The following is a 25,008-nucleotide window of genomic DNA, read 5'->3' as shown; positions in this document are numbered from 1 at the left end:
AGGAGCCTCGCAGGGCGGCTCGTTCCGTCCCCGAGCGTGCTAAGCGCGCGCCTTGAGCAGGCGCGCGATATCGCGCGCAAAGTAGGTCAGCACGCCGTCGGCGCCGGCGCGCTTGAACGCCATCATCGCTTCCATCATCACCTTGTCGTGGTCGAGCCAGCCGTTTTGCGCGGCCGCCTTGAGCATCGCGTATTCGCCGCTGACCTGGTAGGCAAAGGTCGGCACCTGGAATTCATCCTTGACGCGGCGCACGATGTCGAGATACGGCATGCCGGGCTTGACCATGACCATGTCGGCGCCTTCGGCAATGTCCAGGCCCACTTCGCGCAAGGCTTCGTCGCTGTTGGCCGGATCCATCTGGTAGGTGTTCTTGTCGCTCTTGCCCAGGTTGCCCGACGAGCCGACCGCGTCGCGGAAGGGCCCGTAAAAGGCGGACGCATACTTGGCCGAGTAGGCCATGATGCGGGTATGGATGAAGCGCGCCTGTTCCAGCGCATCGCGGATTGCGCCGATGCGGCCATCCATCATGTCGGACGGGGCCACGATGTCCACGCCCGCTTCGGCCTGGCACAGCGCCTGGCGAATCAGCATGGCGACGGTTTCGTCATTGATCACGTAGCCGTTTTCGTCGATCAAGCCATCCTGGCCGTGGCTGGTGAATGGATCGAGCGCGACGTCGGTGAGGATGCCCAGTTCCGGAAAGCGCAGCTTCAATGCGCGCACCGCGCGCGGCACCAGCCCGTCCGGATTGGTCGCCTCGATCCCGTCCGCCGTCTTGAGGGAAGCATCGATGACGGGAAACAGCGCCATGGCGGGAATGCCCAGCCGGACGCACTCTTCGGCCACCGGCAGCAGCAGGTCGACCGACAGGCGCTCCACGCCCGGCATCGAAGCGACAGCCTGGCGCACGTTGGCGCCGTCGAGGATGAACACCGGGTAGATCAGGTCGGACGCGGTGACCGTGTTTTCACGCATCATGGCGCGCGAAAACGGGTCGCGCCGCATGCGGCGGGGACGGGAGGCGGGGTAGGCGTGCGCTGGCAGCTTGGGCATCAGAAATCCACTTTGCAAAAAGGCTAGTCGTCGCTGTCGACCGGGTCGACCAGCACCGCATCCGGGTCGGCCGGCACGGCCGTCAATCCCAGCAAATCGATAATCTTGTCGTTCGCTTCGTCGATGCCCACGCGCTTGAGCGCCGAGAACAGTTGCACGGTGAACGGGAAGCCTTCGCCATCTTCGTCGACATACGAGGCGAGCATCATTTTCGCCTGGCGCAGCGCATTGGTCGATTCGTTGCGGTTAAGCTTGTCGGACTTGGTGAGGATGCAGTGGATCGGTTTGCCGGTGGGGGCGAACCATTCCAGCATCTGCACGTCCAGTTCGGTGAACGGGCGGCGCGAATCCATAATCAAGACCAGTGCGGCCAACTGTTCGCGGCGCTGGACGTAGTCGCCCAGCAGCTTTTGCCAGTGCAGCTTGGCCGAACCGGACACTTCCGCGTAACCATAGCCGGGCAAGTCGACCAGCAGCGCCTCGATTTCCTCGACGATGGTGGCGTCCTTGCGGTGCTGTCCCACGTGGGCGCCGCCGACCGAGAAATAATTGATGTGCTGGGTACGGCCAGGCGTCTTGGAGGCGAACGCCAAGCCCTTCTGGTTGGTCAGGATATTGATGGCCGTCGATTTTCCCGCGTTGGAACGGCCCGCGAAGGCGATTTCAGGCGCCTGCGTATCGGGCAGATCGCGCAGTTGGTTGACGGTCGTATAGAAGCGGGCTTGCCAGAGTTTGGACATGGAATGGGCAGAAATTGCAAGAAATTGGAACAACAGGGGGCGATAACCCGAGAAAGCTATTGTACAATAAGGGGTTACGAATTGTTGCGCCGCAAAAGCCATAGCGCGCTAGCAAGATCGTTCGCAGTACAGGCAGCACCGAATACAGTACCGCGCAGTACCGCGCAGTACCGCGCAGTACCGAATAGTGTAGATCATCGCAGCAGCTCCCCACCGGTAGCTCCTTCATAAAACTAATTTTTGACTTGTCTCAGGGTGTTTGAATGAATCGTGCTTTTTCTTCCTTAGTGAAATCCTTGCTGGTTGCCACCCTGGCAGTGTCCGGCTTTGCCTCGGCCAACGAGCACGCCCCCGCTGCGGCCCCTGCCAAGGCGGATCCGGCCAAGGGCGCCACGCTGTACGACAATGGCGACGCTGCGCGCGGCCTGCCTGCCTGCGTCTCGTGCCACGGCGCGGCCGGCAACTCGACCATCGCCACCAACCCGAAGCTGGCCGGCCAGATCGGCCCTTACATCGTCAAGCAACTGATGGATTTCACCACGCCCAACCGCGTCAACCCGATCATGACGGCCTACGCCAAGATGCTCACGCCCGAGGACATGAAAAACGTCGCCGCCTACGTCGCGGCGCAGGCGCCCAAGCAGGGCGCGGCGAAGAACAAGGATATTGTCGAACTCGGCAAAAAGATTTATCGGGGCGGGATTGCCGCCACCGGCGTGGCCGCCTGCGCAGGTTGCCACGGCGCCACCGGCAGCGGCATTCCGGCGCTGTTCCCGCGCCTGGCCGGCCAGCACCAGGATTACACGGTAGCCCAGCTGCAAAGTTTCAAGAGCGGCGCGCGCAAGAACGGTCCGATGATGATGACGATCGCCAAGCGCATGTCCGACGATGAAATGAAGGCCGTGGCCGACTACATCGCCGGCTTGAAGTAGCACCACCGGCCGCCGCGCCGGGCGCGGGCAGGCAGTGATCGAGGGCAGCGGCGCAAGCAGGCTGCCCTTTTTGTTGATATCCTCGGCGTTGAGCCGGGAACGGCGTCAGGAAATAAAACCGTATGAGCATTACCGCATGAATACCCCGGCCACCACCGGCATTACGCTGAACATCGATCCGTCGAAGCGCCGCAGCCGCGCCCTGGCCGAAGCAGTCGAACTGGTCTCGTCGATGCGCTTTGCCATCACGATGCTGGTCATGGTCATGGTCGCCGCCATTATCGGCACCGTGCTCAAGCAAAACGAGGCGCTGCCCAGCTACGTCAACCAGTTCGGCCCGTTCTGGTACGACATCTTCGGCAAGCTGGGCCTGTATTCGGTGTATTCGGCCTGGTGGTTCATCCTGATCCTGGCGCTGCTGCTGGCCTCGACGACGTTTTGCATCATCCGCAACGCGCCCAAGATGATCAAGGATATGCGCAGCTGGCGCCTGAACGTGCGCGAAGTATCGCTGCGCAATTTCCACCATAAAAGCGAATGGGTCGCGCCCTTGAGCCGCGCCGCACTGGCCGAACAGAGCGCCGAGCGGCTGCGCCACGCCGGCTACCGGACCAAGATCGTCGACAAGCCGAACGGCACGCTGGTGGCGGCCAAGAAGGGCGCCGCCAACAAGTTCGGCTACATTTTCGCCCATAGCGCCATCATCATCATCCTGGTGGGTGGGATGCTCGATTCGGACTTGCCGATCCAGTTCCAGGAGCGCGTGCTGGGCAAGACGGCGTTCCAGGGCGGCGGCCTGATTTCGGAAATTGCTGAAAAACACAGGCTGGGGATCAACAATCCCACCTATCGCGCCAACGTTTCGATTCCCGAAGGCGAGTCGAGCGACATGGCCACCGTCCAGCGCGCCGACGGCGTGCTGTTGCAACCGTTGCCGTTCACGATACACCTGAAGCGCTTCGTTGTCGATTTTTACACGACCGGCATGCCCAAGCTGTTCGCCAGCGACGTGCTGGTGCGCGACAATGAAACCGGCAAGAGCTTTGCCGCCACCATCAAGGTCAACGAACCGCTGCTCTACAAGGGCGTGGCGATTTACCAGTCAAGCTTTGGCGACGGCGGCACCAAGCTGACGCTGACCGGCTTTCCCATGACGGGCGTGGGCCAGGCGCCGTTCGCGTTTAAAGGCGAAGTCAATGCGTCTTCCCCGTTGACGGGTGTGCCCGGCGGCTATGAAGTCGAATGGACGGACTTTCGCGCTTTCAACGTGGAAAACGTCGCCAGCGGCGCCGAAGAGTTGCGCGGCGTTGAAAAGCGGCAAAGCCTGGGCGAACAGTTATCCGCCACGCTCGACAAGCATTCCGGCTCGGCCGGCAAGGAAGGCAAGAACAAGGACTTGAAAAACGTCGGCCCGAGCGTGCAATACAAATTGCGCGACAAGACCGGCCAGGCGCGCGAATACCAGAACTACATGCAGCCGGTGACCATCGACGGCGCCCAAGTGTTCCTGGCCGGCATGCGCGTCAATCCCAACGATGCCTTCAGCTACTTGCGCATTCCCGCCGACGACGCGCACACCGTCAAGGAATGGATGCGCCTGCGCGCCGCCCTGGCCGACCCGGCCTTGCGCAAGGCCGCCGCCGCGCGCTACGCCAAACGCGCCATGCCGGCCGCGCCCGACGGCGCCTCGGCCGCGCTGGCCGCGCAGCTGCAGGAGTCGAGCGTCAAGAGCCTGGCCATTTTTGGCGGCGACGGCGCAGCGGGCGGCTACGCCGGCGTGGCCCGCTTTCTGGAAAAAGTTCCTGCGGCCGAGCAGCAAAAGGCGGCCGACATTTTCATGAAGATTCTTAACGGTAGCCTGTGGGAATTGTGGCAAGTGGCGCGCGAGCAGGCCGGCCTGCCGCAAGCGAGCCCGGACGAAGCGCACGGGCGCTTCTTGCAGCTGGCCAGCAATGCCTTGTCCGACAGCTTTTTCTACGGCGCGCCCGTGTATCTGCAACTCGACGACTTCGTGCAAGTCAAGGCGTCGGTGCTGCAGGTAACGCGCTCGCCGGGCAAGTTCGTGGTATACCTCGGCTCGCTGCTGCTGGTGCTGGGCGTGTTTGCCATGTTCTATATCCGCGAGCGGCGCGTCTGGGTCTGGTTGCGCGACGACGACGACGACCCGGGCGCCAGCCACGCGTTGATGGCCATGAGCACCCAGCGCAAGACGCTCGACTTTGAAAACGAATTTAACGACCTGAAAGCAAAGCTGCCGCAATCGGCGTAAGCTGACCGTGCATCTGGAGAACACCATGGAATTGACACAAAAACAAGCGCCGCAAACCTACCGCAAGGATCCCGGCTATTTCGAAAAGCTGGGCCTGGTTGACTGGCTGTTCGCCGCCGGCCTGCTGGGGGCGGCGCTGTTCGCGCTGCTGCGCTTTGGCGCGTACATGGATATATACGAAAAGGCAATTCTGGTGCTGGCCGCGCCCGTTTTTGCCACGCTCGGCTGGCACTGGAAACCGGTGCGCTGGCTGCTGCCCGTGGTGGCGCTGCTGGCGCTGTGGTCGATCGCCATGTACGGCGGCGACCTGGCCCGGGGCGAGACCAAATTTTTCCTGCGCTATATGCTGTCGTCCCAGTCCGCCATATTGTGGATGAGCACGCTCTTCGTGTTCTCCACCATCTACTACTGGATCGGCTTTTTCAGCCGCGCCAACTATGGCGGCTCGGTCGGCTCCAAGCTGTGCTGGTCGGCCGTGGTGCTGGGCTGGACCGGCATGATGGTGCGCTGGTACGAGTCTTACCTGGTGGGCGTGGACGTGGGCCACATTCCGGTGTCGAACCTGTATGAAGTGTTCATCCTGTTCTCGCTGATCACGGCCATGTTCTACCTGTACTACGAAGCGCGCTACGCCACCTGGCAGCTGGGCCCGTTCGTGATGCTGGTAATCGTCGCCGCCGTCGCCTTTCTGATCTGGTATATGCTGGCGCGCGACGATTCGGCCCAGATCAAGCCGCTGCTGCCCGCGCTGCAAAGCTGGTGGATGAAGATCCACGTGCCGGCCAATTTCATCGGCTACGGCAGCTTTGCGCTGTCGGCCATGGTCGGCGCGGCCTACCTGCTCAAGTCGTCGGGACGCCTGGCCGACCGCCTGCCGTCGCTGGAAGTGCTGGACGACGTCATGTACAAGTCGATTTCGGTCGGGTTTGCGTTTTTCACCGTCGCCACGATTCTGGGCGCGCTGTGGGCGGCCGACGCCTGGGGCACGTACTGGCAGTGGGACCCCAAGGAAACCTGGGCCCTGATCGTCTGGGCCAATTACGCCGCCTGGCTGCACATGCGTTTGATGAGCGGCCTGCGCGGGCGCGTGGCGGCCTGGTGGGCCTTGATCGGCCTGCTGGTGACGACCTTCGCCTTTTTGGGCGTGAATATGTTCCTGTCGGGCCTGCACTCCTACGGCAAGCTGTAAACACGGCCGCACGGGCGGTCAGCCGAATCGGGCCAGATGGTGTATGTTGGGTATTATTAAGCCAATAAATGCCATCTGTCCCGGAGAAGTCATGCTGATCAAACGTCCAAAAAGTAGCGAGATCGTCCTCGCATCCGATATTACGCCGCAGGCCGTGTACCAAGAGCGCCGCGCGTTCATTGCCAAAATGGCGGCTGGCGCCGTTGCCGGCGGCGCGATCTGGGAAATGGCCAATCGCGAAGCATTCGCGCAGGGCGCCGCTGCCAAGCTCGCCGCCAAGCGCAATCCCGCCTACGCGATCCTGGAAACGGCCACGCCGTTCAAGGACGCTACGACCTACAACAACTTTTATGAGTTCGGTTTGGACAAGGACGAGCCGGCCCAAAGTGCCGGGCGCCTGAAAACGCGGCCGTGGACGGTGCAGATCGAAGGCGAAGTCAAAAAGCCGATGACGCTCGACATCGATGCACTGTTAAAGCTCGCGCCGCTCGAAGAGCGCATCTACCGGCTGCGCTGCGTTGAAGGCTGGTCGATGGTCATTCCCTGGGTGGGTTATTCGCTGTCCGAGCTGATCAAAAAGGTGGAGCCGACCGGCAATGCCAAGTTCGTCGAATTCATCAGCCTGGCCGATCCCAAGCAAATGCCGGGCGTGGGCAGCCGCGTGCTCAACTGGCCCTATGTCGAAGGCTTGCGCATCGACGAAGCGATGCATCCGTTGGCGCTCTTGGGCCTTGGCATGTACGGGCAGACGCTGCCCAACCAGAATGGCGCGCCGGTGCGCCTGGTGGTGCCGTGGAAATACGGCTTCAAGTCGGCCAAGTCGATTGTCAAAATCCGCTTCGTCAAGGAGCAGCCGCGCACCGCGTGGAATGTCTCGGCGCCGGCGGAGTACGGTTTTTATTCCAACGTGAACCCGAACGTGGACCATCCGCGCTGGTCGCAGGCGACGGAGCGGCGCATTGGCGAAGACGGGTTTTTCACCAAGAAGCGCAAGACGCTGATGTACAACGGCTACCCCGAAGTGGCGTCGCTGTACGCGGGGTTGGACCTGAAGAAAAACTTTTGACGCGATGGCGGTCAATCCTACTTCCCGCCAGCTGTCCGGCATCAAGGCCGCGCTCTTTGCGCTGGCGCTGGTGCCGTTCGCGCGCCTGTTTTACCTGACCGCGACCGGGGCCTTTGTCGAGCCGGTTGAAGCGGTCACGCGCGGCACCGGCGACTGGGTGCTGTATTTTTTGTGCCTGACGCTGGCGGTCACGCCGCTGCGCCGCTACACGGGCTGGAACTGGCTGGTCAAGCTGCGCCGCATGCTGGGGCTGTTTGCGTTCTTCTATGCCTTTCTGCACTTCCTGATGTTCTTTTGGGGCGACCATGGCTTCGACGTGCCCGCGATGGGCAAGGATGTCATCAAGCGGCCTTTCATCACCGTCGGCTTTGCCGCCTTTGTGTTGCTGATACCGCTCGCGCTGACCAGCACCAACGGCATGATCAAGCGGCTCGGCGGCAAGCGCTGGCAGTGGCTGCACCGGCTCATGTATGTTATCGCGCCGCTCGGCATCCTGCACTTTTGGTGGATGAAGGCGGGCAAGCATAATTTTACGGAGCCGATCATTTTTGGCGTGATCGTGGCCGTGCTGCTGGGCTTGCGCGTGTACTGGAGCCGCGCCAAGGCGCTCGCTGCGGCGCGCGCTTGAGGCCCGACAGGCCGGGCCTTGTCGGGCGCGTTCCGATGAGCGATGGCTGGCCCCAACGACCTTGGATACAAATACCTATTTACGCATCCTGAACTGGTGCGCGAATTGCTTGTCGATTTCACCGAGTTTCATGCCCTGGGAGCGCTCGCTCCCAGCGCCTTCGAGCGGGTCAATCCGGGCTATGTCAGCGACCGTTTTTTAGAACGGCATGATGATATCGTGTGGCGCGCCAGGGTAGGCGAGCAGTGGTTCTACATCGACATTCTTCTTGAGTTCCAATCCGGCATAGACCGCTGGATAGCGCTGCGCATGCAAGTGTATATTGGCTTGCTCTATCAGGATCTGGTAAAACGAAAAGAACTGGCACCACGCGCGCTGTTGCCGCCGGTGTTGCCGCTCGTGTTTTATAGCGGCGCCGCAGCATGGACGGCGGCCACTGACCTGGCAACGATGATTGTGGACGGCCCCGATAAGCTGGCACCTTTCCAGGCGGCGCAGCGCTACGTGCTGATCGACCAGCAGCGCCTCGACCCGGAGGCGTTGGCCGAAAAGCCCGGCGTGCTTGCGATGCGCTTTCGGCTGGAACTTTCGGAAGTGCCGGACGTCCTAAAGAAGGTTATACCGCTGCTGGGAGCTTGGCTGGTGCAGGACGCGCAGGCACCCTTGCGGCGCTCGGTGCTCGCTTGGGTGGAGCAGTTGATGGCGCGCCAGTTCAACGCGAGCGACATGCCTGCCGTGCTTGCCGGCGAAAGGGAAAGCGACATGGGTGCCAGAAAATGCGAAACGTGGGCCGACTACCTCGAGGACAAGGGGCGTCAGCAGGGATTGCAGTTAGGAATCGAGCAAGGAATGCAGCAAGGAATGCAGCAAGGAATGCAGCAAGGTCGCGAACTTGCGGCCGGTTCCGTGCGCTCGGCACTAAAGGACGTCCTTGGCAGGCGCTTCGGGGTCGTCCCGCCGGCAGCGCTGACGCTGCTGGACCAGGCGTCCCTTGAAGAGCTCGGCGTCTTGCTGGTGAGGGCGCGCGATACGCCCAGTATCGCGGCATTGCTGGCGCTTCCGGCGGACAGCTGATCACTGGCCGCCGGATGGCATTTACTTCAAGACCGATTCCAGCGCAAACAGGTCCGCCGGATGCTCCCGCTGGCGCACCAGGTGCACCTGGTCGCCGTCAACCATCACCTCGGCCGCCCGGCCGCGTGTGTTGTAGTTCGAGGACATCGTGAAACCATAGGCGCCAGCTTGCATGATGGCCAGCAGGTCGCCCTCGGCAACAGCTAGCTGGCGGTCGCGCGCCAGCCAGTCGCCCGACTCGCACACCGGTCCGACCACGTCGTAAGTCACCGCTTCGCCGCCGTGCGGCGCCACCGCCTGCACATCCATCCAGGCCTGGTACAGGGCAGGGCGCATCAAGTCGTTCATGGCCGCATCGACGATGCAAAAGTTCTTTTCGGCGCCCGGTTTCAGGTATTCGACGCGGGTGAGCAGCACGCCGGTGTCGCCCACGATGGCGCGGCCCGGCTCGAAGATCACCTTGATCGCACGACCGGCGTGCTTGTCGGCGCGCCAGGCATCGATGCGGGCGAACACACGGGCCAGATAGTCGCTCACCGGCACCGGTTCCGAACCGCCTGCTTCACCATAATTGATGCCAATGCCGCCGCCCATGTCCAGGTGATCGAGCACGATGCCTTCGGCGCCCAGCGCGTCGACCAGCTCGATCAGTTTGTCGAGCGCCTGCAGCAGCGGGGCGTCGTCCAGCAATTGCGAGCCGATGTGGCAGTCGATCCCGACCGGTGTAATGTGCGCCAGCGCCGCTGCGGTGCGGTAGGTCGCCAGCGCATCGTCAAAGGCAACGCCGAACTTGCTCGCCTTCAGGCCGGTGGCGATGTAGGGATGGACTTTCGGGTCGACGTTGGGATTAACGCGCAGCGACACGCGCGCCTGTTTGCCCATTGCGCCGGCAACCTCGTTCAAGCGATGCAGTTCGGGAATCGATTCGACGTTAAAGCACAGAATATCGTGCGACAGCGCCAGGCGCATTTCGTCGGCGCTCTTGCCCACGCCCGAAAAGATCACTTTGTGCGGATCGCCCCCGGCGGCGATCACGCGCAGCAGTTCGCCGCCCGAGACGATGTCGAAACCGGCGCCGCGGCGCGCCAGCAGGTCGAGGATGGCGAGGTTCGAATTGGCCTTCATGGCGTAGCACACGAGCGCGTCGCGCCCGGCGCAGGCGTCGGCAAACGCGGCGAAATTGCCCAGCAGGGCGGCTTTCGAATACACGTAAGTTGGCGTGCCGAAGCGCTCAGCGATGGCGGGCAAGGGGGTACTGTCGGCGTGCAGCACGCCGTCAAGGTGAAAAAAATGCGACATAGATTTTATTGTTGTACTGGAGGAGAGGTTGGCGGCGGAGGAAACGGCGCTTGCCCAGACGCCGGTTTGGCGGGCGGCTTGGGCATGTAGAGCGGGCCGGGTTGGCCGCAGCCGGCCGCGAGCAGTCCCGATAAGACCACGGCGGCGATGCCGGTATTGCGCGCAAAAGGAGACTTCACGATTAGAATCACGGTTGGATTAGACCTGTGGAGTGTAGCATGAGCGAAAAAGAATTTTTGGACCTGGCTGAAACGACCCTGACTGCCATCGAAGCGGCGCTTGACCGGCTCAACGACGAGGACGTGATCGACGTGGAATGCAAGCGCAGCGGCAACGTGCTCGAAATCGAGTTCATCGACAATGGCAGCAAGATCATCATCAACAGCCAGGCGCCGATGAAGGAAATGTGGGTGGCCGCCAAGGCGGGCGGTTTCCACTACAAGTACGTCGACGGGGCCTGGATCAACACGCGCGACGGCAGCGAGCTGTACGCCGCGCTGTCGCAACTGGCCAGCGCCCAGGGCGGCGCCGCCGTCACCTTGTAACAAGGCCTCGGCGGGGCAGCAACACCCCGGGGGAGAGGTTAGAACAGGTCGTTCTTGACGGCGTCTTTGACCTTTTCTTCGGCCGGGGTGCCGCGCGCTCCGGTGTCGAGGTTTTGCACGCCGGCGCCGGGCGGGTTTTCGGCGTAGTAGTATTCCTCACCCACTTTCACCATGTTGGGCGGTACTTCGCGCTCTTCCATCGGCACGTCCTTGAGCGCCTTTTGCATGTAGCTGATCCAGATCGGCAAGGCCAGTCCGCCGCCCGTTTCCTTGTTGCCCAGGTTTTTGGGCTGGTCGTAGCCCATCCATGCAATGCCGACCAGCTTGTTGTTTTGGTAGCCGGCGAACCAGGCGTCGATCGAGTCGTTGGTGGTGCCGGTCTTGCCAGCCAGGTCGGTGCGCTTGAGCGCCAGCGCCTTGACCGCGGTGCCGTAGCGCACGACGTCTTTCAGCATGCTGTCGACCAGGAAGGCGTTTCTGGCGTCAATGACGCGGTGCGCCTCGATCCCGGCCTTGTCCGGATTGGCCTGCGAGAGCACCTTGCCGTTGCTGTCGCTGACCTTGGAAATCAGGTACGGGCTGACCCGGTAGCCGCCGTTGGCAAACACCGAATAGGCGCCCGCCATCTGCAGCGGCGTGGTGGCGCCCGCGCCCAGTGCCAGCGTCAGGTAGGGCGGGTTCTTTTCCGGGTCGAAGCCGAAGCGCGTCGTGTATTCCTGGCCGTACTTGGCGCCAATCTTTTGCAGGATGCGGATCGAGATCATGTTCTTGGACTTGGTCAGCCCGCGCCGCATGCTCATCGGCCCTTCATACTTGCCGTCGTAGTTCTTCGGCTCCCACGCCTGGCCGCCCGTCTGGCCGGCATCAAACGAGATCGGCGCGTCGTTGATGATGGTCGCCGGCGATAGCCCGCGCTCGAGCGAGGCCGAGTATATAAAAGGCTTGAACGACGAGCCGGGCTGGCGCCATGCCTGTGTAACGTGATTGAACTTGTTGCGGTTGAAGTCGAAGCCGCCCACCAGCGCGCGAATCGCGCCGTCGGTCGGGTCGCTCGCTACAAAAGCCGATTCCACTTCCGGCATCTGCGTCACGCTCCAGGCGGTGCCGCCATCCTGGCTGATGCGAATGACCGCGCCGCGCTTGATGCGCCGGTTGGGCGCGGCCTTGGCCGACAGCCAGCCCTGGCCGAAGGACAAGCCGGCGCCGCTGATTTTCAATTCCTCGCCGGAGGCCGTGACGGCTGTTACTTCGGTCGGCGAGGCGGCCAGCACCACGGCGGCGATGATGTCGTCGCTGTCGGGATGCTCGGCCAATTCGTTCTCGATCGCTTCGTCCGCGTCCTCCTTGTTCTTGGGGATCTCAATGTAGGCTTCCGGGCCGCGGTATTGGTGGCGCTTTTCGTAGTCCATCACCCCGCGCCGCAGCGCCAGATAGGCCGCGTCCTGATCGGCCTTGGTGATGGTGGTAAACACGTTCAGTCCACGCGTGTAGGTCTCTTCCTTGAACTGTTCGTAGACCAGCTGGCGCGCCATTTCAGCCACGTATTCGGCATGCACGCCAAATTCGCCGCTGTCGGTCTTGATGTGCAGCGGCTCGGCCTTGGCGCTGGCGAACTGGGCGTCATTAATGTACTTGAGCTCGTGCATGCGCAGCAGGATGTACTGCTGGCGCGTCTTGGCGCGCTTGGGGTTGACCACGGGGTTGTAGGCCGACGGCGCCTTGGGCAGGCCGGCCAGCATGGCCGCTTCGGCGATCGTGATGTCCTTGATGCTCTTGCCGAAATAAATCTGCGCGGCCGAAGCAAAACCGTAGGCGCGCTGGCCCAGGTAGATCTGGTTCATGTAGACCTCGAGAATCTGGTCCTTGGTCAGGTTTTTTTCGATCTTCCAAGACAGCAGGATCTCGTACGCCTTGCGCTTGTACGACTGTTCCGACGACAGGAAAAAGTTGCGGGCGACCTGTTGCGTGATGGTCGAGGCGCCCTGGCGCGCGCCGCTGCTGCTCGCGTTGTGCAAAAAGGCGCGCAGCAAGCCTTTGTAGTCGACGCCGCCGTGCTCGTAGAAGCGGTCATCTTCGATGGCGATGATGGCCTTTTTCATCACGTCCGGAATGTCCTTCAAGTGCACCAGGTTGCGCCGCTCTTCGCCGAACTCGCCGATCAGCGCGCCGTCAGCGGTAAAAATGCGCAATGGCATCTTGGGACGGTAGTCGGTCAGGGTGTCGAGCGCCGGCAGGTTGGGGTAGGCCATTGCCAGCGCGAACACGACGATGAGCAATCCTACCAGCGCGGTGCCGGTGACCGCGCCCAGAAACAGCAGGACAAGGCGCTTGGGCGAGCGCTTGCCGCGCGCGCCGGTGGAGGGGGAGGTTGCGTCCGGTTTGGAAGAGGCCATGCGGGTCGGATCTTTCGCTGAGAAGTTGCTGTTGATTATAAAGCACGGCTGGGGAGCGCGGCGCGCCCGCGTGGCCCCTTGTCACGCAAAGAAATTTGCCTCTGCGCAACTATGATGTTCCTTGGGTTACAGAGTGTATCTTTCCCGCCCGACCGTTTGATATTCCTCGACAGAAATACCTTTACAGCTACTCAGGATAGTTGCTACGATTTAATGTAGTGTCTTATGAGTAGTGTGTAAATGGCGGTTTTATAACAATTAAACACCATAGATGCCGTTTAAATAATCGTTCTGCAGAGTCGCTTTTGCAGCGTAAGCAATCAAGTCGGTAGGTGAGGGAGTACGCTCGATGATCAATCTGGGTTCTTTGTTCGGTCAGGCCAGTCCGCCTTTATTGGGGCTGGACATCAGTACGTCGGGCGTGCGCCTGGTGGAATTGGTGGTGATCGGCAAAAATGAGCTGCGCTTGGAGCGTTATGCGTCCGAGCCGCTGGCGCGTGGCGCCGTGGTGGACGGCAATATCGAAAATATCGAGCTGGTTTCCGAAGCGGTGCGCCGGGTCTGGAAGAAGAGCGGCACCCGCGTCAAGCTGGTGGCGCTGGGCATGCCGCCGGCGTCCGTGATCACCAAGAAGATCATCTTGCCGGCCGGCTTGTCCGAAGACCAGCTTGAAATGCAGGTCGAGTCCGAGGCCAGCCAGTACATCCCGTTCGCGCTCGACGAAGTGAGCCTCGACTTCGACGTGATCGGCCCGGCTGCCAGTTCCCCCGAAGATATTGAAGTCATGCTGGCCGCGTCGCGCCGCGAAAAGGTCGAGGACCGGGTCGCGATCGCCGAAGCGGCCGGCCTGACGGCAGTCGTGATGGACATCGAATCGTACGCCGCGCGCGCCGCGCTCGACCGCATCACGGCCCAGATGCCGCATGCCGGCGCCGGCCAGATCGTGGCCCTGTTCCAGATCGGGGCGCAAGTGACCCATATTTCCGTCATGCTTGACGGCGAAACCATCTACGAGCGCGAGCAGCCTTTCGGCGGCAACCAGCTGACCCAGGACATCGTACGCGCCTATGGCCTCTCGTTCGAGGACGCCGACGCCAAGAAGAAGTCGGGCGAGCTGCCGGAAGGCTACCCGGCTGAATTGTTGATGCCGTTTCTGGAAAGCGCTGCGCTGGAAGTCACGCGCGCCATCCAGTTTTTCTACACGTCCACGCCGTACACCCGCATCGACCAGTTGTTCCTGGCCGGCGGCTGCGCGCTGATTCCCGGCCTGCTCGACATTGTTGCCAACCGCACCAAGATCAGTAGCGCGGTGGTGTCGCCGTTCAAGGGCATGTCGCTCGGTCCCTCCGTGCGCGAGCAGCAATTGCGTGCCGAGGCGCCCGCCTATCTTGTCGCCTGCGGGCTGGCCCTGCGGAGGTTTGGCTGATGATCAAAATTAATCTGCTTCCCCACCGGGAAGCCAGGCGCAAGGCCAAGAAAACCGCCTTCATGGCGCTGCTGGCCGCCTCGGCCGTCATCGGCGCGGTGATCGTGATCATGGTCAGCGGCTACAATGCCGCGCGCAATGACAGCCAGAGCGACCGCAATGCCGTGCTCACGCGCGCCAATGCGGCGCTGGACAAGGAAATCGCGGAAATCGCCACCCTCAAGCAGGAAATCGAAGCGCTCAAGGCACGTCAGCAGGCGGTCGAGGACTTGCAGGGCGATCGCAACCAGCCGGTGTACTTGCTCGAAGAGCTGGTGCGCCAGACGCCGCAGGGCGTGTACCTGCGCTCGTTCCGCCAGGAAGGCCAGAAAGTGCTCCTGACGGGCAGCGCCCAGTCGCAAGAGCGGGTGGCTGAACTGCTGCGCAACTTGTCGACTGGCTCGGTCTGGCTGGAAAAGCCGGAATTGGTGGAAGTGCGCGCAGTGCCGCTGGTGGGCAGCAAGAACGGCAAGAAAATCGGCGAGTTCACCATGTCAGTGGGCATCAAGCGGCCGCGCGACAAGGACAAGGTCGAGGGCGGCGTCAAGCCCGTTACCGGCGTCATTGTCACGCCCGCCGCGCCTGCGCCCAAATAGCCGAGAACGGATACGACGATGAATATAGATCTCAAAAGGGCCGGCCAGTCGCTCAGCGGCCAGTTCAAGAACCTGGCCGGCCTGCCGCCCGGCCAGTGGCCGCTCGCGCCGCGCCTGCTGTGCGGCCTGGGCATGGCCGCTGCCGTGGTGGCGGCCGGTTACTTCTTTTACTGGAGCGGCCAGTTCGAAGCCCACGATACGCTGGTGGCGCAGGAAACCACGCTCAAGGACGAGTACACCACCAAAATTTCGTCGGCGATCAATCTGCCCGCCCTCAAGCTGCAGAAAATGCAGGTCGACCAGTATGTCGAGCGGCTCCAGAAGCAATTGCCGGGCAAGGCGGAAATGGCGGCCCTGCTGTCGGACATCAACCAGGCCGGCACCGGGCGCGGCTTGACGTTTGACCTGTTCAAGCCGGGGGCGGTGGTGGTGCGCGACTATTATGCCGAGCAGCCCATCGATATCCGGGTGGTCGGCTCCTACCATGACATTGGCGCATTTGCCAGCGACATGGCCAATTTGCCGCGCATTGTCACGCTCAACAACATGTCGCTCACCACCGGCACCAACGGCACCCTGGTGCTCGATGCGGTCGCCAAGACGTTCCGCTACCTCGACATGGATGAAGTGTCGTCGCAGCGCAAGGCCGCTGCGGACCTGAAGAAAGGCAAGCCAAAATGACGACACTGCGACATGCCCTCGCGCTGCTGCTGGGCGGCGCGCTGCTGGCCGGCTGCGGCGGCAGCGACGAGGCTGAAATCAACACCTGGATGGCGGGCGTCAAGGCCGGCACCAAGATCAGCGTCGAGCCGATCTCGGAACCGAAAACGTTCATTCCCTTCGCCTATGGCGTACGCGACGAGATCGAGCCGTTCGACGCCAACAAGCTGTTGGCCGAACTGGCGCGTTCGGCCAACGCGATTCCCAATCCGCTCAAGCCGGACACCGAGCGGCGCAAGGAATATCTGGAGACCTTTCCGCTCGATGGCATGGTGATGGTGGGAACGATTAACAAGGCGGGCGTAAACTATGGCCTGATCCAGATTGACCGCGCCGTGCACCAGGTCAAAAAAGGGCAAAAATTGGGCCAGAATTTCGGCGTCGTGACGGGGGTGGCCGACAGCGCCATCAATGTCGCGGAAAGAGTTCAGGACGCTGGCGGCGAATGGGTCGAGCGCATGACGAAGCTTGAGTTGCAGGAAAGTAAGGAGACCAAGAAATGATCGCACTAAGAAAAAATTTCACCGCCGTGACCGCGCTGGCGGCACGCATGGGCGCATTGCTGGCTCTGACCCTGTTCGCACAGCATGCGACGGCCCAGGAAAACGCGATCGAATCGATCACGGCCGCCCAGCAGGGCGGCAACGTGGTGCTCAACATCGCGCTGAAAAACGCGCCCACCAAGTTGCCGCTCGGCTTTACGATCGCTAACCCGACCCGCATTGCGCTCGACTTCGGCTCTACCGCCAACAACACCGGCAAGACGGCGCAGGAAGTCAACCTAGGCGACGTGCGTTCGGTCAACGTGGTACAGGCTGGCGAGCGCACCCGCCTCGTGTTCAGCCTGAAGCGTTCACTGAACTATGCGATGGCCATCGATGGCAAATCCGTCATCGTCACCGTCGACGGTTCCGGCGGCGTGGCCCAGGCTGTCAACGGCGCCGGCATCGCGGTCGTCGCCCCCGTTGTGGCCGGCGCGCCAAAACGCTCCATGCTCAAGAACCTGGACTTCCGCAAGGGCGCCAATGGTGAAGGGCGCGTCGTGGTCGACCTGCCGCACAATCAGGTAGCGGTCGACGTGCGCCAGGTCGGCAACAGCATCGTGGTCGACTTCATGAAGACCGGCTTGCCCGACACGCTGCGGCGCCGGCTCGACACGACCGACTTCGGCACTCCCGTGTCGCAGATCACCACTGTGCCGCAAGGCGACAATGTGCGCATGACCGTGGAAGCGCGCGGCTTGTGGGAACAGACCGTGTACCAGAGCGACACCCAGCTCGTGATCGACGTCAAGCCGATCAAGGAAGACCCGAACGCGCTGACCCAGGGCACCCAGGGCTACCGTGGCGAGAAAATTACCTTTAACTTCCAGAACGTGGAAGTGCGCGCCGCGCTGCAAGCGATCGCCGACATTTCGGGCCTGAACATCATCACCAGCGAGTCCGTCACCGGCAACCTGACGATGAACTTGAAGGAAGTGCCATGGGACCAGGCGCTCAACGCAATGCTGCAGGCCAAGGGCCTGGACATGCGCAAGAACGGCACCGTGTTGTGGATCGCCCCGAAAGAAGAGCTGCTGACCAAGGAAAAGCTGGAACTGGAACAAAAGGCGCAGATCGCCGACCTCGAACCACTCAAGTCGGAAATCTTCCAGCTGAACTACCAGAAGGCTGAAGCGTTCCGTACCGTGTTCGGTCTGGACGCCGGTGGCGGCGCCAGCGGCACCAGTGGGCAGAACCGCGTGCTGTCCAAGCGCGGCAGTGCCATCATTGATCCCCGCAGCAATCAATTGTTTGTGACCGATATTCCTTCGCGTCTTGAAGACATCCGCAAGCTGATCCAGAAAACCGACATTGCCTCGCGCCAGGTGTTGATCGAAGCACGCCTGGTCGAAGCGAACGATGGCTTTAGCCGTAACCTTGGCGTCAAGCTCGGTTTTGCCGACTTGCGCGGTTTGCGCGGCGGCGACGCCGGCTACCAGGTGTCGGGCAACGAGCGCATCGCCATCGGCGGCAATTACACCGGCGTCGGCCAGGTGACGCGCCAGACCCCCGACGCCGGCGACGCCTGGTCCAACCAGCAACTGGTGAACTTGCCGGCCCAGGGCATCAATGGCGTGGCGCCCGCTTCGCTCGCGGCCAGCCTGTTTTCGGCCGCGGCCAACCGCTTCCTGAATTTGGAACTGTCGGCCCTCGAAGCTGACGGCAAGGGCAAGATCATCTCCAGCCCGCGCGTGGTTACCCAAGACAATGTCTTGGCCGTCATCGAGCAGGGTATCGAGCTGCCTTACCAGGTCGCTACCAGCAGCGGCGCCACCTCGATCTTTTTCAAGAAGGCCAACCTGCGCCTGGAAGTGACGCCCCAGATCACCCCTGACGGCAATGTGATTCTGGACGTCAACGTGAACAAGGATTCCAAGGGCGACGAGACGCGCGCCGGCTTCGCCATCAATACGCAGCACGTGCAGACGAAGGTGATGGTTGAAAATGGCGGTACCGTGGTGCTGGGCGGGATTTACCAACAGCAAGACACCAACAATGTCAGCAAAGTGCCGTTCCTCGGTGACTTGCCGGTGCTGGGCAACCTGTTCAAGACCACGGCGCGCCAGAGCACCAAGACGGAGTTGTTGGTGTTCATTACGCCGAAGATCATTGCCGAACGCTTGACGACACGTTAATTGCAGATTATTTACCAGGACTACAAAATGTTTCTCAAACTCATACAAAGTGCATTGGCCCGGCCTGCCCGGCTGTTGGTCGCGGCCTCGCTGTCGGCCGCGCTGGTGGCCTGCGGCGGCGGCGGCGGCAGCCCCGGCTCGGTTCCGGGCAGCGGCACCACTCCGGGGACGCCGGGGACGCCCGTCGCGGTAGCGAGTGTGACCGTGACTGCCGTCGCGGCCGACGGCACCGTGCTCACGGGCCTGTCTGGCACACAGACGGCCACCGTGCGCGCCGTCGTCAAGTCGAAAGCCGGCTTGCCGGTGGCAAATGCCATTGTCAAGTTCAGCCTGTCCGATCCGCTGCTCGTATTCACTCCTGATTCGGCCTCGGCGCTGACCGATGACAAGGGCGTTGCCGTGATAACGGTCAAGCCGACCTCGGCCGCTGCGGCTGGCGCGCTGGCCATTACGGCCACGGCGACGGTGGAGAACGCTCCTGTCACGGGCAGTATCAACTTGGCGGTGGGGCCCGCAGGCGTTGTCCTCGATCCGACTCTGGCCGTCACCCTGGTCGACAGCGCCAATGCCCCGCTTGGTTCGCTGTCCGGCACCCAGACAGCCACCGTACGCGCGCTCGTCAAGTCAAAAGCCGGCTTGCCGGTGGCAAACGTCATCGTCAAGTTTACGCTGTCCGATCCTCTGCTAGTGTTCATTCCTGATTCGGCCTCGGCGCTGACTGATGTGAATGGCGTTGCCGAGCTAAAGGTCACGCCGAGCTCGGCCAGTTCGGCCGGTGCGGTTGCCATTGCCGCCACTACGACGGTGGAGAACGTAACGGCCAGGGGCAGCTTCAACCTGTCTGTGATCGCCGCAGGCGCAGTTGTCGAGCCGACCCTGGCCGTTACCGTGGTCGACGGCTCCAATGCCCCGCTCGGTTCGTTGTCCGGCACCCAGAGCGGCACCGTGCGCGCTTTCGTCAAGTCAAAAGCCGGTTTGCCCGTGGCAAATACCATCGTCAAGTTCACGCTGTCCGATCCGCTGCTGGTATTCATTCCTGATTCGGCCACGGCGCTGACCGATGCCAACGGCGTTGCCGAGCTGAAGGTCAAGCCCACCTCGGTTACGTCGGCTGGTGCGGTTGCCATTGCCGCCAGTGTGACGGTGGAGAATGTGGCGGCCAGGGGCAGTGTCAACGTGTCCGTGGGCCCCGCAGTGGCCGTCGTCGAGCCGACCCTGGCCGTGACCGTCGTCAACAGCGCTAATGCCCCGCTCGGTTCGCTGTCCGGCACCCAGAGCGGTACCGTACGCGTTGTCCTCAAGTCGGGCACCGGCGCGGTTGTGCCGAATGCCATTGTCAAATTCACGTTGACCGATCCGTTGCTGGCATTTACTCCTGATTCTGCCTCGTCGCTGACCGACGCCAACGGCGTTGCCGTGATTACGGTCAAGCCTGCCTCCACTACCGTGGCCGGCGCCGTTGGCATTATCGCTAGCGCGATCGTGAACAATGCTCCGGTGAGCGCCACCGTCAATATCGCGGTCGGCCCGGCTGGCGTGCCCGCCAATCCGACCATGGCGCTGACCGTTGTCGACAACACCAATGCCGCAATCACCTCGTTGTCCGGCACCCAGTCTGCCAACGTGCGCAGCCTGATCAAGGACAGTAACGGGGCGGTGGTGCCGAATGTCATCGTGGAATACACCATCAGCAGCCCGCTGCTGGTATTTACGCCACAGTCCGGTTCTGCGCTGACCGATGCGTCCGGCTTCGCCGTGATCGCCGTGTCTCCCGCCAGCATCAGCTCGGCAGGTGCGGTGGCGATCAGCGCCACGGCAGTTGTTGCCGGCAAGACCGCCAGCGCCACCACCAACGTCTCGGTGGTTGCCGCTCCGCTGACCGTGTCGAGCATGGCCTTTTCGCCGGCGCCGGTGGGCTCGCTGCCTTCGCAAAGCAGCGCTGCGCTCAATATCGGCATCACCACCGGCGGTCGTCCGGCAGCATCGGCCCCCGGCCTGGTGCTGACCTCGCTGTGCGTCAGCGACGGCACCGCCACGCTGGTAGCGGGCACCTTCACCAACGGCGTCCAGACCGCCACCTACGTCAACAAAGGCTGCACCCGCGGCACCGACGTTCTCACCGCCACGCTGGGCAGCTCGTCGATGAACACCACGATTGCCGTTGATGCCGCCAATATCGGCACCATCCAGTTCGTCAGTTCGAACCCGACCGGCCAGTCGATCGTGCTCAAGGGCTCGGGCGGCCAGGGGCGCCAGGAATCGGCGCTGCTGACCTTCCGCGTGCTTGACGAAAACAATGTCGGCCTGGCCGGCGTGGCCGTCACCTTCCGGCCGTCCACCGCGACCGGCGGGCTGTCCGTTGCTCCAGCCGCTGGCACCACCGACGCCACCGGCCAGGTGACCACCACGGTGTCGTCGGGTACGATTCCGACCCCGGTGCGCGTGCTGGCGCAGGCCAGCCGCAATGGCAAGACCATCAGCGGGCTGTCCGACACCCTGATCATCTCGACCGGCCTGCCGATCCAGAAGTCGATGTCGCTCAGCGTGGACAGCTACAACATCAATGGCTGGAATGTCGATGGCGCCATTGCCAACGTAACGATTCGCATGGCCGACCAATACGGCAATCCGATTTCGGATAACACGGCGGTCAGTTTTGTCACCGAAGGCGGCGCCATCGGTTCCTCGGCCCAGGGCGGTTGCCAGACCATCAATGGTGGTTGCAGCGTCACGCTCAAGAGCCAGAACTTCCGTCCTGCCAACGGCCGGGTTACCGTGCTGGCCTTCGTGCAAGGTATCGAAGACTTCGTCGACGTCAATGGCGACGGTCAGTACAGCTGCAGTGACTTCACTTCTGCCGACGGCACCGGGGTGTATCGTCCGCTGGTCGATACCTGCAATAGCGGCGGCGAGCCGTTCACCGATCTGGGCGATCCTTTCCTTGATGCCGGGGTCCTCGGGTCGGTGTTTGGCTTCCAGAACATCCCCCGCTATGGTGCACTTGACGGCAGTTACGATTTTTCGAACGGCGACTTGCCTGTCCCGTACAACCGCACCAGCTTTGTCGCTGCGGGCAATGGCAAGTGGGGCTTGAACTACATCCGCGCCCAGGCCGAGATCACCTTCAGCGATGCCGTGCCGAATTTGATCCGCCAGGTGTGCGGCGCGGGCAGTTGCCGCGACTGGATCGCCGCTGACGGCGACCAGTTCGTCGTCACCGGGCTGACGGGCCCTGGCTGCCAGGCGCAGTCAGTAGCGTTCCGCCTGTACGACCTGCACAACAACCCCTTGCCTTCCGAGACCACGGTGGGTACCGCCGATGTGAAAAAAGTGGCAGTAAGTTCAGTGTCGCCAAATCTCGTGGCATCGACCTCCGTTCCGGGCGGTACCATCCATAATGTGTTGATCACCCCGTCCGATACGTGTGAGGCTGGTTCGTTCGGCATCGTACTCAAGTCGCCGAGCTTGCAAACTGCGTCGACCTACACCTACCGGTTCACGGCGCCTTGAGTTCAGGAAACATCTTCCTGGTAGGGTTGATGGGCGCGGGCAAGACCACCATCGGCCGCATCCTTGCCAGGAAATTAGGAAAACGCTTTATCGATTCCGACCACGAGATCGAGGCCCGCACCGGCGCCTCGATCCCGTGGATCTTCGAAATCGAAGGCGAGGACAGTTTTCGCCGGCGCGAAGCGGAAGTCATCCGCGACCTGACGGCGCAGGACGGCATCGTGCTCGCCACCGGCGGCGGTGCCGTGCTCGATGCGCGCAACCGTGCCTATCTCAAGCAACGGGGGCGCGTTGTCTATTTACGGGCCAGTGTCAGCAGCATCATGCTGCGCACCTCCAACGACAAGAACCGCCCACTGCTGCAAACGGCCGACCCGCGCAAGAAACTCGAGGAACTGACCGCCCAGCGCGAGCCGCTGTACCGCGAAATTGCCGACCTGGTCATCGACACCGGCCGACCTAACGTACAATCGATGGTGCAGACCATTCTGGCGCAGCTTGCCGCGCTCGAAAACTCCGGCGCCGGGTCTGGGCGCGCCCAAGATACCGAACCATCGATGAACCAGCAATCTTCCATTTCCCTCCATGTTGACCTCGGTGAGCGCAGCTACCCGATTTCCATCGGCGCCGGCCTGCTGGCCGACCCGTCCCTGCTGGCCCAGCATATTGTCGGTCGCAAGGTGGCCATTGTCACCAACACCACCGTCGCCCCGCTGTACTTGGAGCAGGTCGCCGCACCGTTGCGCGCGGCAGGGCACGAGGTGCACGCCATCGTGCTGCCCGACGGCGAAGAACATAAAAACTGGGCCAGCCTGATGCAAGTGTTCGACGCACTGCTGGCCAACAAATGCGACCGCAAGACCACCATGGTGGCGCTGGGCGGCGGCGTGATCGGCGACCTGACCGGCTTTGCCGCGGCCAGCTACATGCGCGGCGTGCCGTTCGTGCAAATTCCCACCACGCTGCTCTCGCAGGTCGATTCGTCCGTTGGTGGCAAGACTGGCCTCAATCACCCGCTCGGCAAGAACATGATCGGCGCTTTTTACCAGCCGCGCGCGGTGCTGGCCGATACCGCCACGCTGGCCACCTTGCCGGCGCGCGAACTGTCGGCCGGCCTGGCCGAAGTGATCAAGCATGGCGCCATTATCGACGCCGCGTTCTTCGACTGGATCGAACAGAATGTCGGCGCCCTGATGGCGCGCGAGCCGCAGGCGCTGGCGCATGCCATTTCGCGCTCGTGCGAAATCAAGGCCGATGTGGTGCGCCAGGACGAGCGCGAAGGCGGCCTGCGCGCCATCCTCAATTTTGGCCATACCTTCGGCCACGCGATTGAAGCTGGCCTGGGCTACGGCCAGTGGCTGCACGGCGAGGCGGTCGGCTGCGGCATGGTCATGGCGGCCGATTTGTCGCACCGCGCAGGGCTGGTCGACTTTGCCACCGTGGCGCGGATGCGCGCTTTGGTGGCCGCCGCCGGCCTGCCCACCGAGGCGCCCGACCTGGGCACCGAACGCTGGCTCGAGCTGATGGAAGTGGACAAGAAAAACGAAGGCGGCGCGATCAAGTTCATCTTGATGAAGCCGCTGGGCAGCCCGAGCATCCAGGGCGTGCCGCAAGCGCTGCTGCTGGCAACGCTGGGCGCCTGCGTCAAGTCCAGCTAAGTTGAGCATGAGTTGAGCATGAGTCGAGCATGAACCCCGCAGACCAGCACCTCGCGCCCTACGCCGTGCAGTCGGCCACGGCGCGCGGGCGCCGCTACCCCGAAGCGGCGCATGCCTCGCGCAGCGAATTCCAGCGCGACCGCGACCGCATTATCCACTGCTCGGCCTTTCGCCGCCTCGAATACAAGACCCAGGTCTTCCTCAATCACGAGGGCGACATGTTCCGCACGCGCCTGACCCACAGCCTCGAGGTGGCCCAGGTGGGCCGCTCGATGGCGCGCAATCTGCGCCTGAACGAAGACCTGGTCGAAGCGCTGGCGCTGGCGCACGACCTGGGCCACACCCCATTCGGCCACGTGGGGCAGGACGTGCTCAACGAATGCATGCAGGACTTCGGCGGTTTTGAACACAACCTGCAAAGCCTGCGCGTGGTCGACACCCTGGAGGAGCACTACGGCGCCTTCGACGGCCTGAACCTGATGTTTGACACGCGCGAAGGCATCCTCAAGCACTGCTCGCTGGCCAACGCCAGGGAACTGGGGCCGGTGGCCCAGCGCTTTATCGACCGCACCCAGCCCAGCCTGGAAGCGCAGCTGACCAATCTGGCCGACGAAATTGCCTACAACAGCCACGATATCGACGATGGCTTGCGTTCGGGGCTGATCACGATTGCGCAGCTTGAGGAAGTCGACTTTTTTGCGCGCCGCTGGCATGAAGTGCAGGCTGCCTACCCGGGCCTGTCCGGACGGCGCGCCATTTACGAGACACTAAGGCGCCTGATCACGGTGCTGGCCGACGACCTGATCGCCACTTCCAGCGCGCTGCTGCAGGAGGCCGCCCCAAGCGACGTGGACGCGGTGCGCGCCAGTGCGCCGCTGATTCGTTTTTCCGACCCGATGCGCAAGGACGCGACGGAGCTCAAACGGTTTTTGCGCGCCAATCTGTACCGCCATTTCAAGGTCAACCGGATGCGCGTCAAAGCGAGCCGCATCGTGCGCGAACTGTATGAAGCCTTCATGGCCGAGCCGGTGCTGCTGCCGCCGGACTATCAGGATGGGTCGGGCGAGTCGGCCAAACAGGCGCGCAAGATCGCCGACTATATCGCCGGCATGACGGACCGCTACGCGATCCGCGAGCACCGCCGCATATTCTCGCTCGAAGAGCTGTAGCTCTCTAAACCTGTAGGGCGGAATG

Annotated in this window: 20 protein-coding genes; 15 read left to right on the top strand and 5 right to left on the bottom strand. The window is 62.6% G+C overall.

The genetic code is table 11. The annotated features are described in order from the left end of the window. Positions 1-39: 39 nt before the first annotated feature. Both hemB and yihA read right to left on the bottom strand, forming a co-directional pair. Positions 40-1,053, bottom strand: a complete 1,014-nt coding sequence (gene hemB / locus ACP7D4_RS01145) for a porphobilinogen synthase (protein WP_426207557.1) — start codon at positions 1,051-1,053, stop codon at positions 40-42. A gap of 23 nt (positions 1,054-1,076) precedes the next feature. Then, on the bottom strand, positions 1,077-1,793 hold the full coding sequence (gene yihA, locus ACP7D4_RS01140) for a ribosome biogenesis GTP-binding protein YihA/YsxC (protein WP_426207556.1): 717 nt from the start codon (positions 1,791-1,793) through the stop codon (positions 1,077-1,079). 263 nt (positions 1,794-2,056) lie between these two features. Here yihA and ACP7D4_RS01135 point away from each other — a divergent pair, with 263 nt between their 5' ends. The 6 genes from ACP7D4_RS01135 (at position 2,057) to ACP7D4_RS01110 (ending at position 8,951) form a co-directional block, all read left to right on the top strand. Beyond that, complete coding sequence (locus ACP7D4_RS01135; protein ID WP_426101475.1) at positions 2,057-2,725, top strand: c-type cytochrome; 669 nt, start codon at positions 2,057-2,059, stop codon at positions 2,723-2,725. Between the two features lie 136 nt (positions 2,726-2,861). Beyond that, a complete protein-coding gene (locus ACP7D4_RS01130; protein WP_426207555.1) occupies positions 2,862-4,994 on the top strand; it encodes a cytochrome c biogenesis protein ResB in 2,133 nt (710 codons plus the stop codon). 25 nt (positions 4,995-5,019) lie between these two features. Beyond that, positions 5,020-6,183: a c-type cytochrome biogenesis protein CcsB gene (ccsB, locus tag ACP7D4_RS01125; RefSeq protein WP_426101471.1), complete on the top strand. Its 1,164-nt coding sequence runs from the start codon at positions 5,020-5,022 to the stop codon at positions 6,181-6,183. Between the two features lie 91 nt (positions 6,184-6,274). Then, complete coding sequence (gene msrP / locus ACP7D4_RS01120) at positions 6,275-7,249, top strand: protein-methionine-sulfoxide reductase catalytic subunit MsrP (protein ID WP_426207554.1); 975 nt, start codon at positions 6,275-6,277, stop codon at positions 7,247-7,249. 4 nt (positions 7,250-7,253) lie between these two features. Then, positions 7,254-7,877, top strand: coding sequence for a sulfite oxidase heme-binding subunit YedZ (locus tag ACP7D4_RS01115; RefSeq protein ID WP_426207553.1), 624 nt, complete (start codon positions 7,254-7,256; stop codon positions 7,875-7,877). A gap of 42 nt (positions 7,878-7,919) precedes the next feature. After that, complete coding sequence (locus tag ACP7D4_RS01110) at positions 7,920-8,951, top strand: Rpn family recombination-promoting nuclease/putative transposase (protein WP_426207552.1); 1,032 nt, start codon at positions 7,920-7,922, stop codon at positions 8,949-8,951. A gap of 21 nt (positions 8,952-8,972) precedes the next feature. On the opposite strand, the gene lysA is transcribed toward ACP7D4_RS01110, so the two are convergent. After that, complete coding sequence (gene lysA / locus ACP7D4_RS01105) at positions 8,973-10,250, bottom strand: diaminopimelate decarboxylase (protein WP_426207551.1); 1,278 nt, start codon at positions 10,248-10,250, stop codon at positions 8,973-8,975. Positions 10,251-10,255: 5 nt separating this feature from the next. Further along, on the bottom strand, positions 10,256-10,390 hold the full coding sequence (lptM, locus tag ACP7D4_RS01100; protein WP_426207602.1) for an LPS translocon maturation chaperone LptM: 135 nt from the start codon (positions 10,388-10,390) through the stop codon (positions 10,256-10,258). 78 nt (positions 10,391-10,468) lie between these two features. On the opposite strand from lptM, the gene cyaY reads away from it, so the two are divergent. Continuing rightward, entirely contained in the window at positions 10,469-10,795 is a 327-nt protein-coding gene (gene cyaY, locus ACP7D4_RS01095) for an iron donor protein CyaY (RefSeq protein ID WP_426207550.1), read from the top strand. A 38-nt stretch (positions 10,796-10,833) separates the two neighbouring features. Here the strand turns inward: cyaY and ACP7D4_RS01090 are convergent, their stop codons facing one another. Then, positions 10,834-13,188: a penicillin-binding protein 1A gene (locus tag ACP7D4_RS01090; RefSeq protein ID WP_426207549.1), complete on the bottom strand. Its 2,355-nt coding sequence runs from the start codon at positions 13,186-13,188 to the stop codon at positions 10,834-10,836. 349 nt (positions 13,189-13,537) lie between these two features. Here ACP7D4_RS01090 and ACP7D4_RS01085 point away from each other — a divergent pair, with 349 nt between their 5' ends. Genes ACP7D4_RS01085 through ACP7D4_RS01050 form a run of 8 tightly spaced genes read left to right on the top strand, consistent with a single transcriptional unit; the run spans position 13,538 to position 24,983 of the window. Further along, complete coding sequence (locus tag ACP7D4_RS01085; RefSeq protein WP_426207548.1) at positions 13,538-14,614, top strand: pilus assembly protein PilM; 1,077 nt, start codon at positions 13,538-13,540, stop codon at positions 14,612-14,614. Continuing rightward, positions 14,614-15,249 (top strand): PilN domain-containing protein, encoded by a 636-nt coding sequence (locus ACP7D4_RS01080; RefSeq protein WP_426101453.1) that lies wholly within the window; start codon positions 14,614-14,616, stop codon positions 15,247-15,249. Before ACP7D4_RS01085 ends, ACP7D4_RS01080 begins: the two co-directional genes overlap by 1 nt. An 18-nt stretch (positions 15,250-15,267) precedes the next feature. Next, the gene (locus tag ACP7D4_RS01075; protein WP_426101451.1) at positions 15,268-15,930 is read left to right on the top strand and encodes a type 4a pilus biogenesis protein PilO; all 663 of its coding nucleotides are present in this window, start codon (positions 15,268-15,270) and stop codon (positions 15,928-15,930) included. Further along, the gene (locus ACP7D4_RS01070) at positions 15,927-16,472 is read left to right on the top strand and encodes a pilus assembly protein PilP (protein ID WP_426207547.1); all 546 of its coding nucleotides are present in this window, start codon (positions 15,927-15,929) and stop codon (positions 16,470-16,472) included. Before ACP7D4_RS01075 ends, ACP7D4_RS01070 begins: the two co-directional genes overlap by 4 nt. Further along, entirely contained in the window at positions 16,469-18,646 is a 2,178-nt protein-coding gene (gene pilQ, locus ACP7D4_RS01065) for a type IV pilus secretin PilQ (protein WP_426101447.1), read from the top strand. Before ACP7D4_RS01070 ends, pilQ begins: the two co-directional genes overlap by 4 nt. 27 nt (positions 18,647-18,673) lie before the next feature. Beyond that, positions 18,674-22,156, top strand: coding sequence for a beta strand repeat-containing protein (locus tag ACP7D4_RS01060; RefSeq protein ID WP_426207546.1), 3,483 nt, complete (start codon positions 18,674-18,676; stop codon positions 22,154-22,156). A 29-nt stretch (positions 22,157-22,185) separates the two neighbouring features. Continuing rightward, a complete protein-coding gene (gene aroKB, locus ACP7D4_RS01055) occupies positions 22,186-23,814 on the top strand; it encodes a bifunctional shikimate kinase/3-dehydroquinate synthase AroKB (protein ID WP_426101876.1) in 1,629 nt (542 codons plus the stop codon). Between the two features lie 29 nt (positions 23,815-23,843). Then, positions 23,844-24,983, top strand: coding sequence for a deoxyguanosinetriphosphate triphosphohydrolase (locus ACP7D4_RS01050; protein WP_426207545.1), 1,140 nt, complete (start codon positions 23,844-23,846; stop codon positions 24,981-24,983). Positions 24,984-25,008 lie beyond the last annotated feature (25 nt).

The organism is Massilia sp. TWP1-3-3, assembly GCF_049897805.1.
In the GTDB taxonomy this organism is placed as follows: domain Bacteria; phylum Pseudomonadota; class Gammaproteobacteria; order Burkholderiales; family Burkholderiaceae_D; genus Telluria_A.
The sequence above is the reverse complement of the archived record's forward strand: the minus strand, read 5'-3'. Positions and strand labels throughout refer to the sequence as shown.

Excerpts from the sequence above, each read along its gene's own strand:
- cyaY (WP_426207550.1), top strand. The coding sequence starts at position 10,469 with ATGAGCGAAAAAGAATTTTTGGACCTGGCTGAAACGACCCTGACTGCC.
- lysA (WP_426207551.1), bottom strand. The coding sequence starts at position 10,250 with ATGTCGCATTTTTTTCACCTTGACGGCGTGCTGCACGCCGACAGTACC.
- yihA (WP_426207556.1), bottom strand. The coding sequence starts at position 1,793 with ATGTCCAAACTCTGGCAAGCCCGCTTCTATACGACCGTCAACCAACTG.
- ACP7D4_RS01085 (WP_426207548.1), top strand. The coding sequence starts at position 13,538 with ATGATCAATCTGGGTTCTTTGTTCGGTCAGGCCAGTCCGCCTTTATTG.
- ACP7D4_RS01060 (WP_426207546.1), top strand. The coding sequence starts at position 18,674 with ATGTTTCTCAAACTCATACAAAGTGCATTGGCCCGGCCTGCCCGGCTG.
- ccsB (WP_426101471.1), top strand. The coding sequence starts at position 5,020 with ATGGAATTGACACAAAAACAAGCGCCGCAAACCTACCGCAAGGATCCC.
- ACP7D4_RS01115 (WP_426207553.1), top strand. The coding sequence starts at position 7,254 with ATGGCGGTCAATCCTACTTCCCGCCAGCTGTCCGGCATCAAGGCCGCG.
- msrP (WP_426207554.1), top strand. The coding sequence starts at position 6,275 with ATGCTGATCAAACGTCCAAAAAGTAGCGAGATCGTCCTCGCATCCGAT.
- ACP7D4_RS01130 (WP_426207555.1), top strand. The coding sequence starts at position 2,862 with ATGAATACCCCGGCCACCACCGGCATTACGCTGAACATCGATCCGTCG.
- ACP7D4_RS01080 (WP_426101453.1), top strand. The coding sequence starts at position 14,614 with ATGATCAAAATTAATCTGCTTCCCCACCGGGAAGCCAGGCGCAAGGCC.
- ACP7D4_RS01135 (WP_426101475.1), top strand. The coding sequence starts at position 2,057 with ATGAATCGTGCTTTTTCTTCCTTAGTGAAATCCTTGCTGGTTGCCACC.
- ACP7D4_RS01050 (WP_426207545.1), top strand. The coding sequence starts at position 23,844 with ATGAACCCCGCAGACCAGCACCTCGCGCCCTACGCCGTGCAGTCGGCC.
- ACP7D4_RS01075 (WP_426101451.1), top strand. The coding sequence starts at position 15,268 with ATGAATATAGATCTCAAAAGGGCCGGCCAGTCGCTCAGCGGCCAGTTC.
- ACP7D4_RS01110 (WP_426207552.1), top strand. The coding sequence starts at position 7,920 with ATGGCTGGCCCCAACGACCTTGGATACAAATACCTATTTACGCATCCT.
- ACP7D4_RS01070 (WP_426207547.1), top strand. The coding sequence starts at position 15,927 with ATGACGACACTGCGACATGCCCTCGCGCTGCTGCTGGGCGGCGCGCTG.
- ACP7D4_RS01090 (WP_426207549.1), bottom strand. The coding sequence starts at position 13,188 with ATGGCCTCTTCCAAACCGGACGCAACCTCCCCCTCCACCGGCGCGCGC.
- pilQ (WP_426101447.1), top strand. The coding sequence starts at position 16,469 with ATGATCGCACTAAGAAAAAATTTCACCGCCGTGACCGCGCTGGCGGCA.
- hemB (WP_426207557.1), bottom strand. The coding sequence starts at position 1,053 with ATGCCCAAGCTGCCAGCGCACGCCTACCCCGCCTCCCGTCCCCGCCGC.
- aroKB (WP_426101876.1), top strand. The coding sequence starts at position 22,186 with ATGGGCGCGGGCAAGACCACCATCGGCCGCATCCTTGCCAGGAAATTA.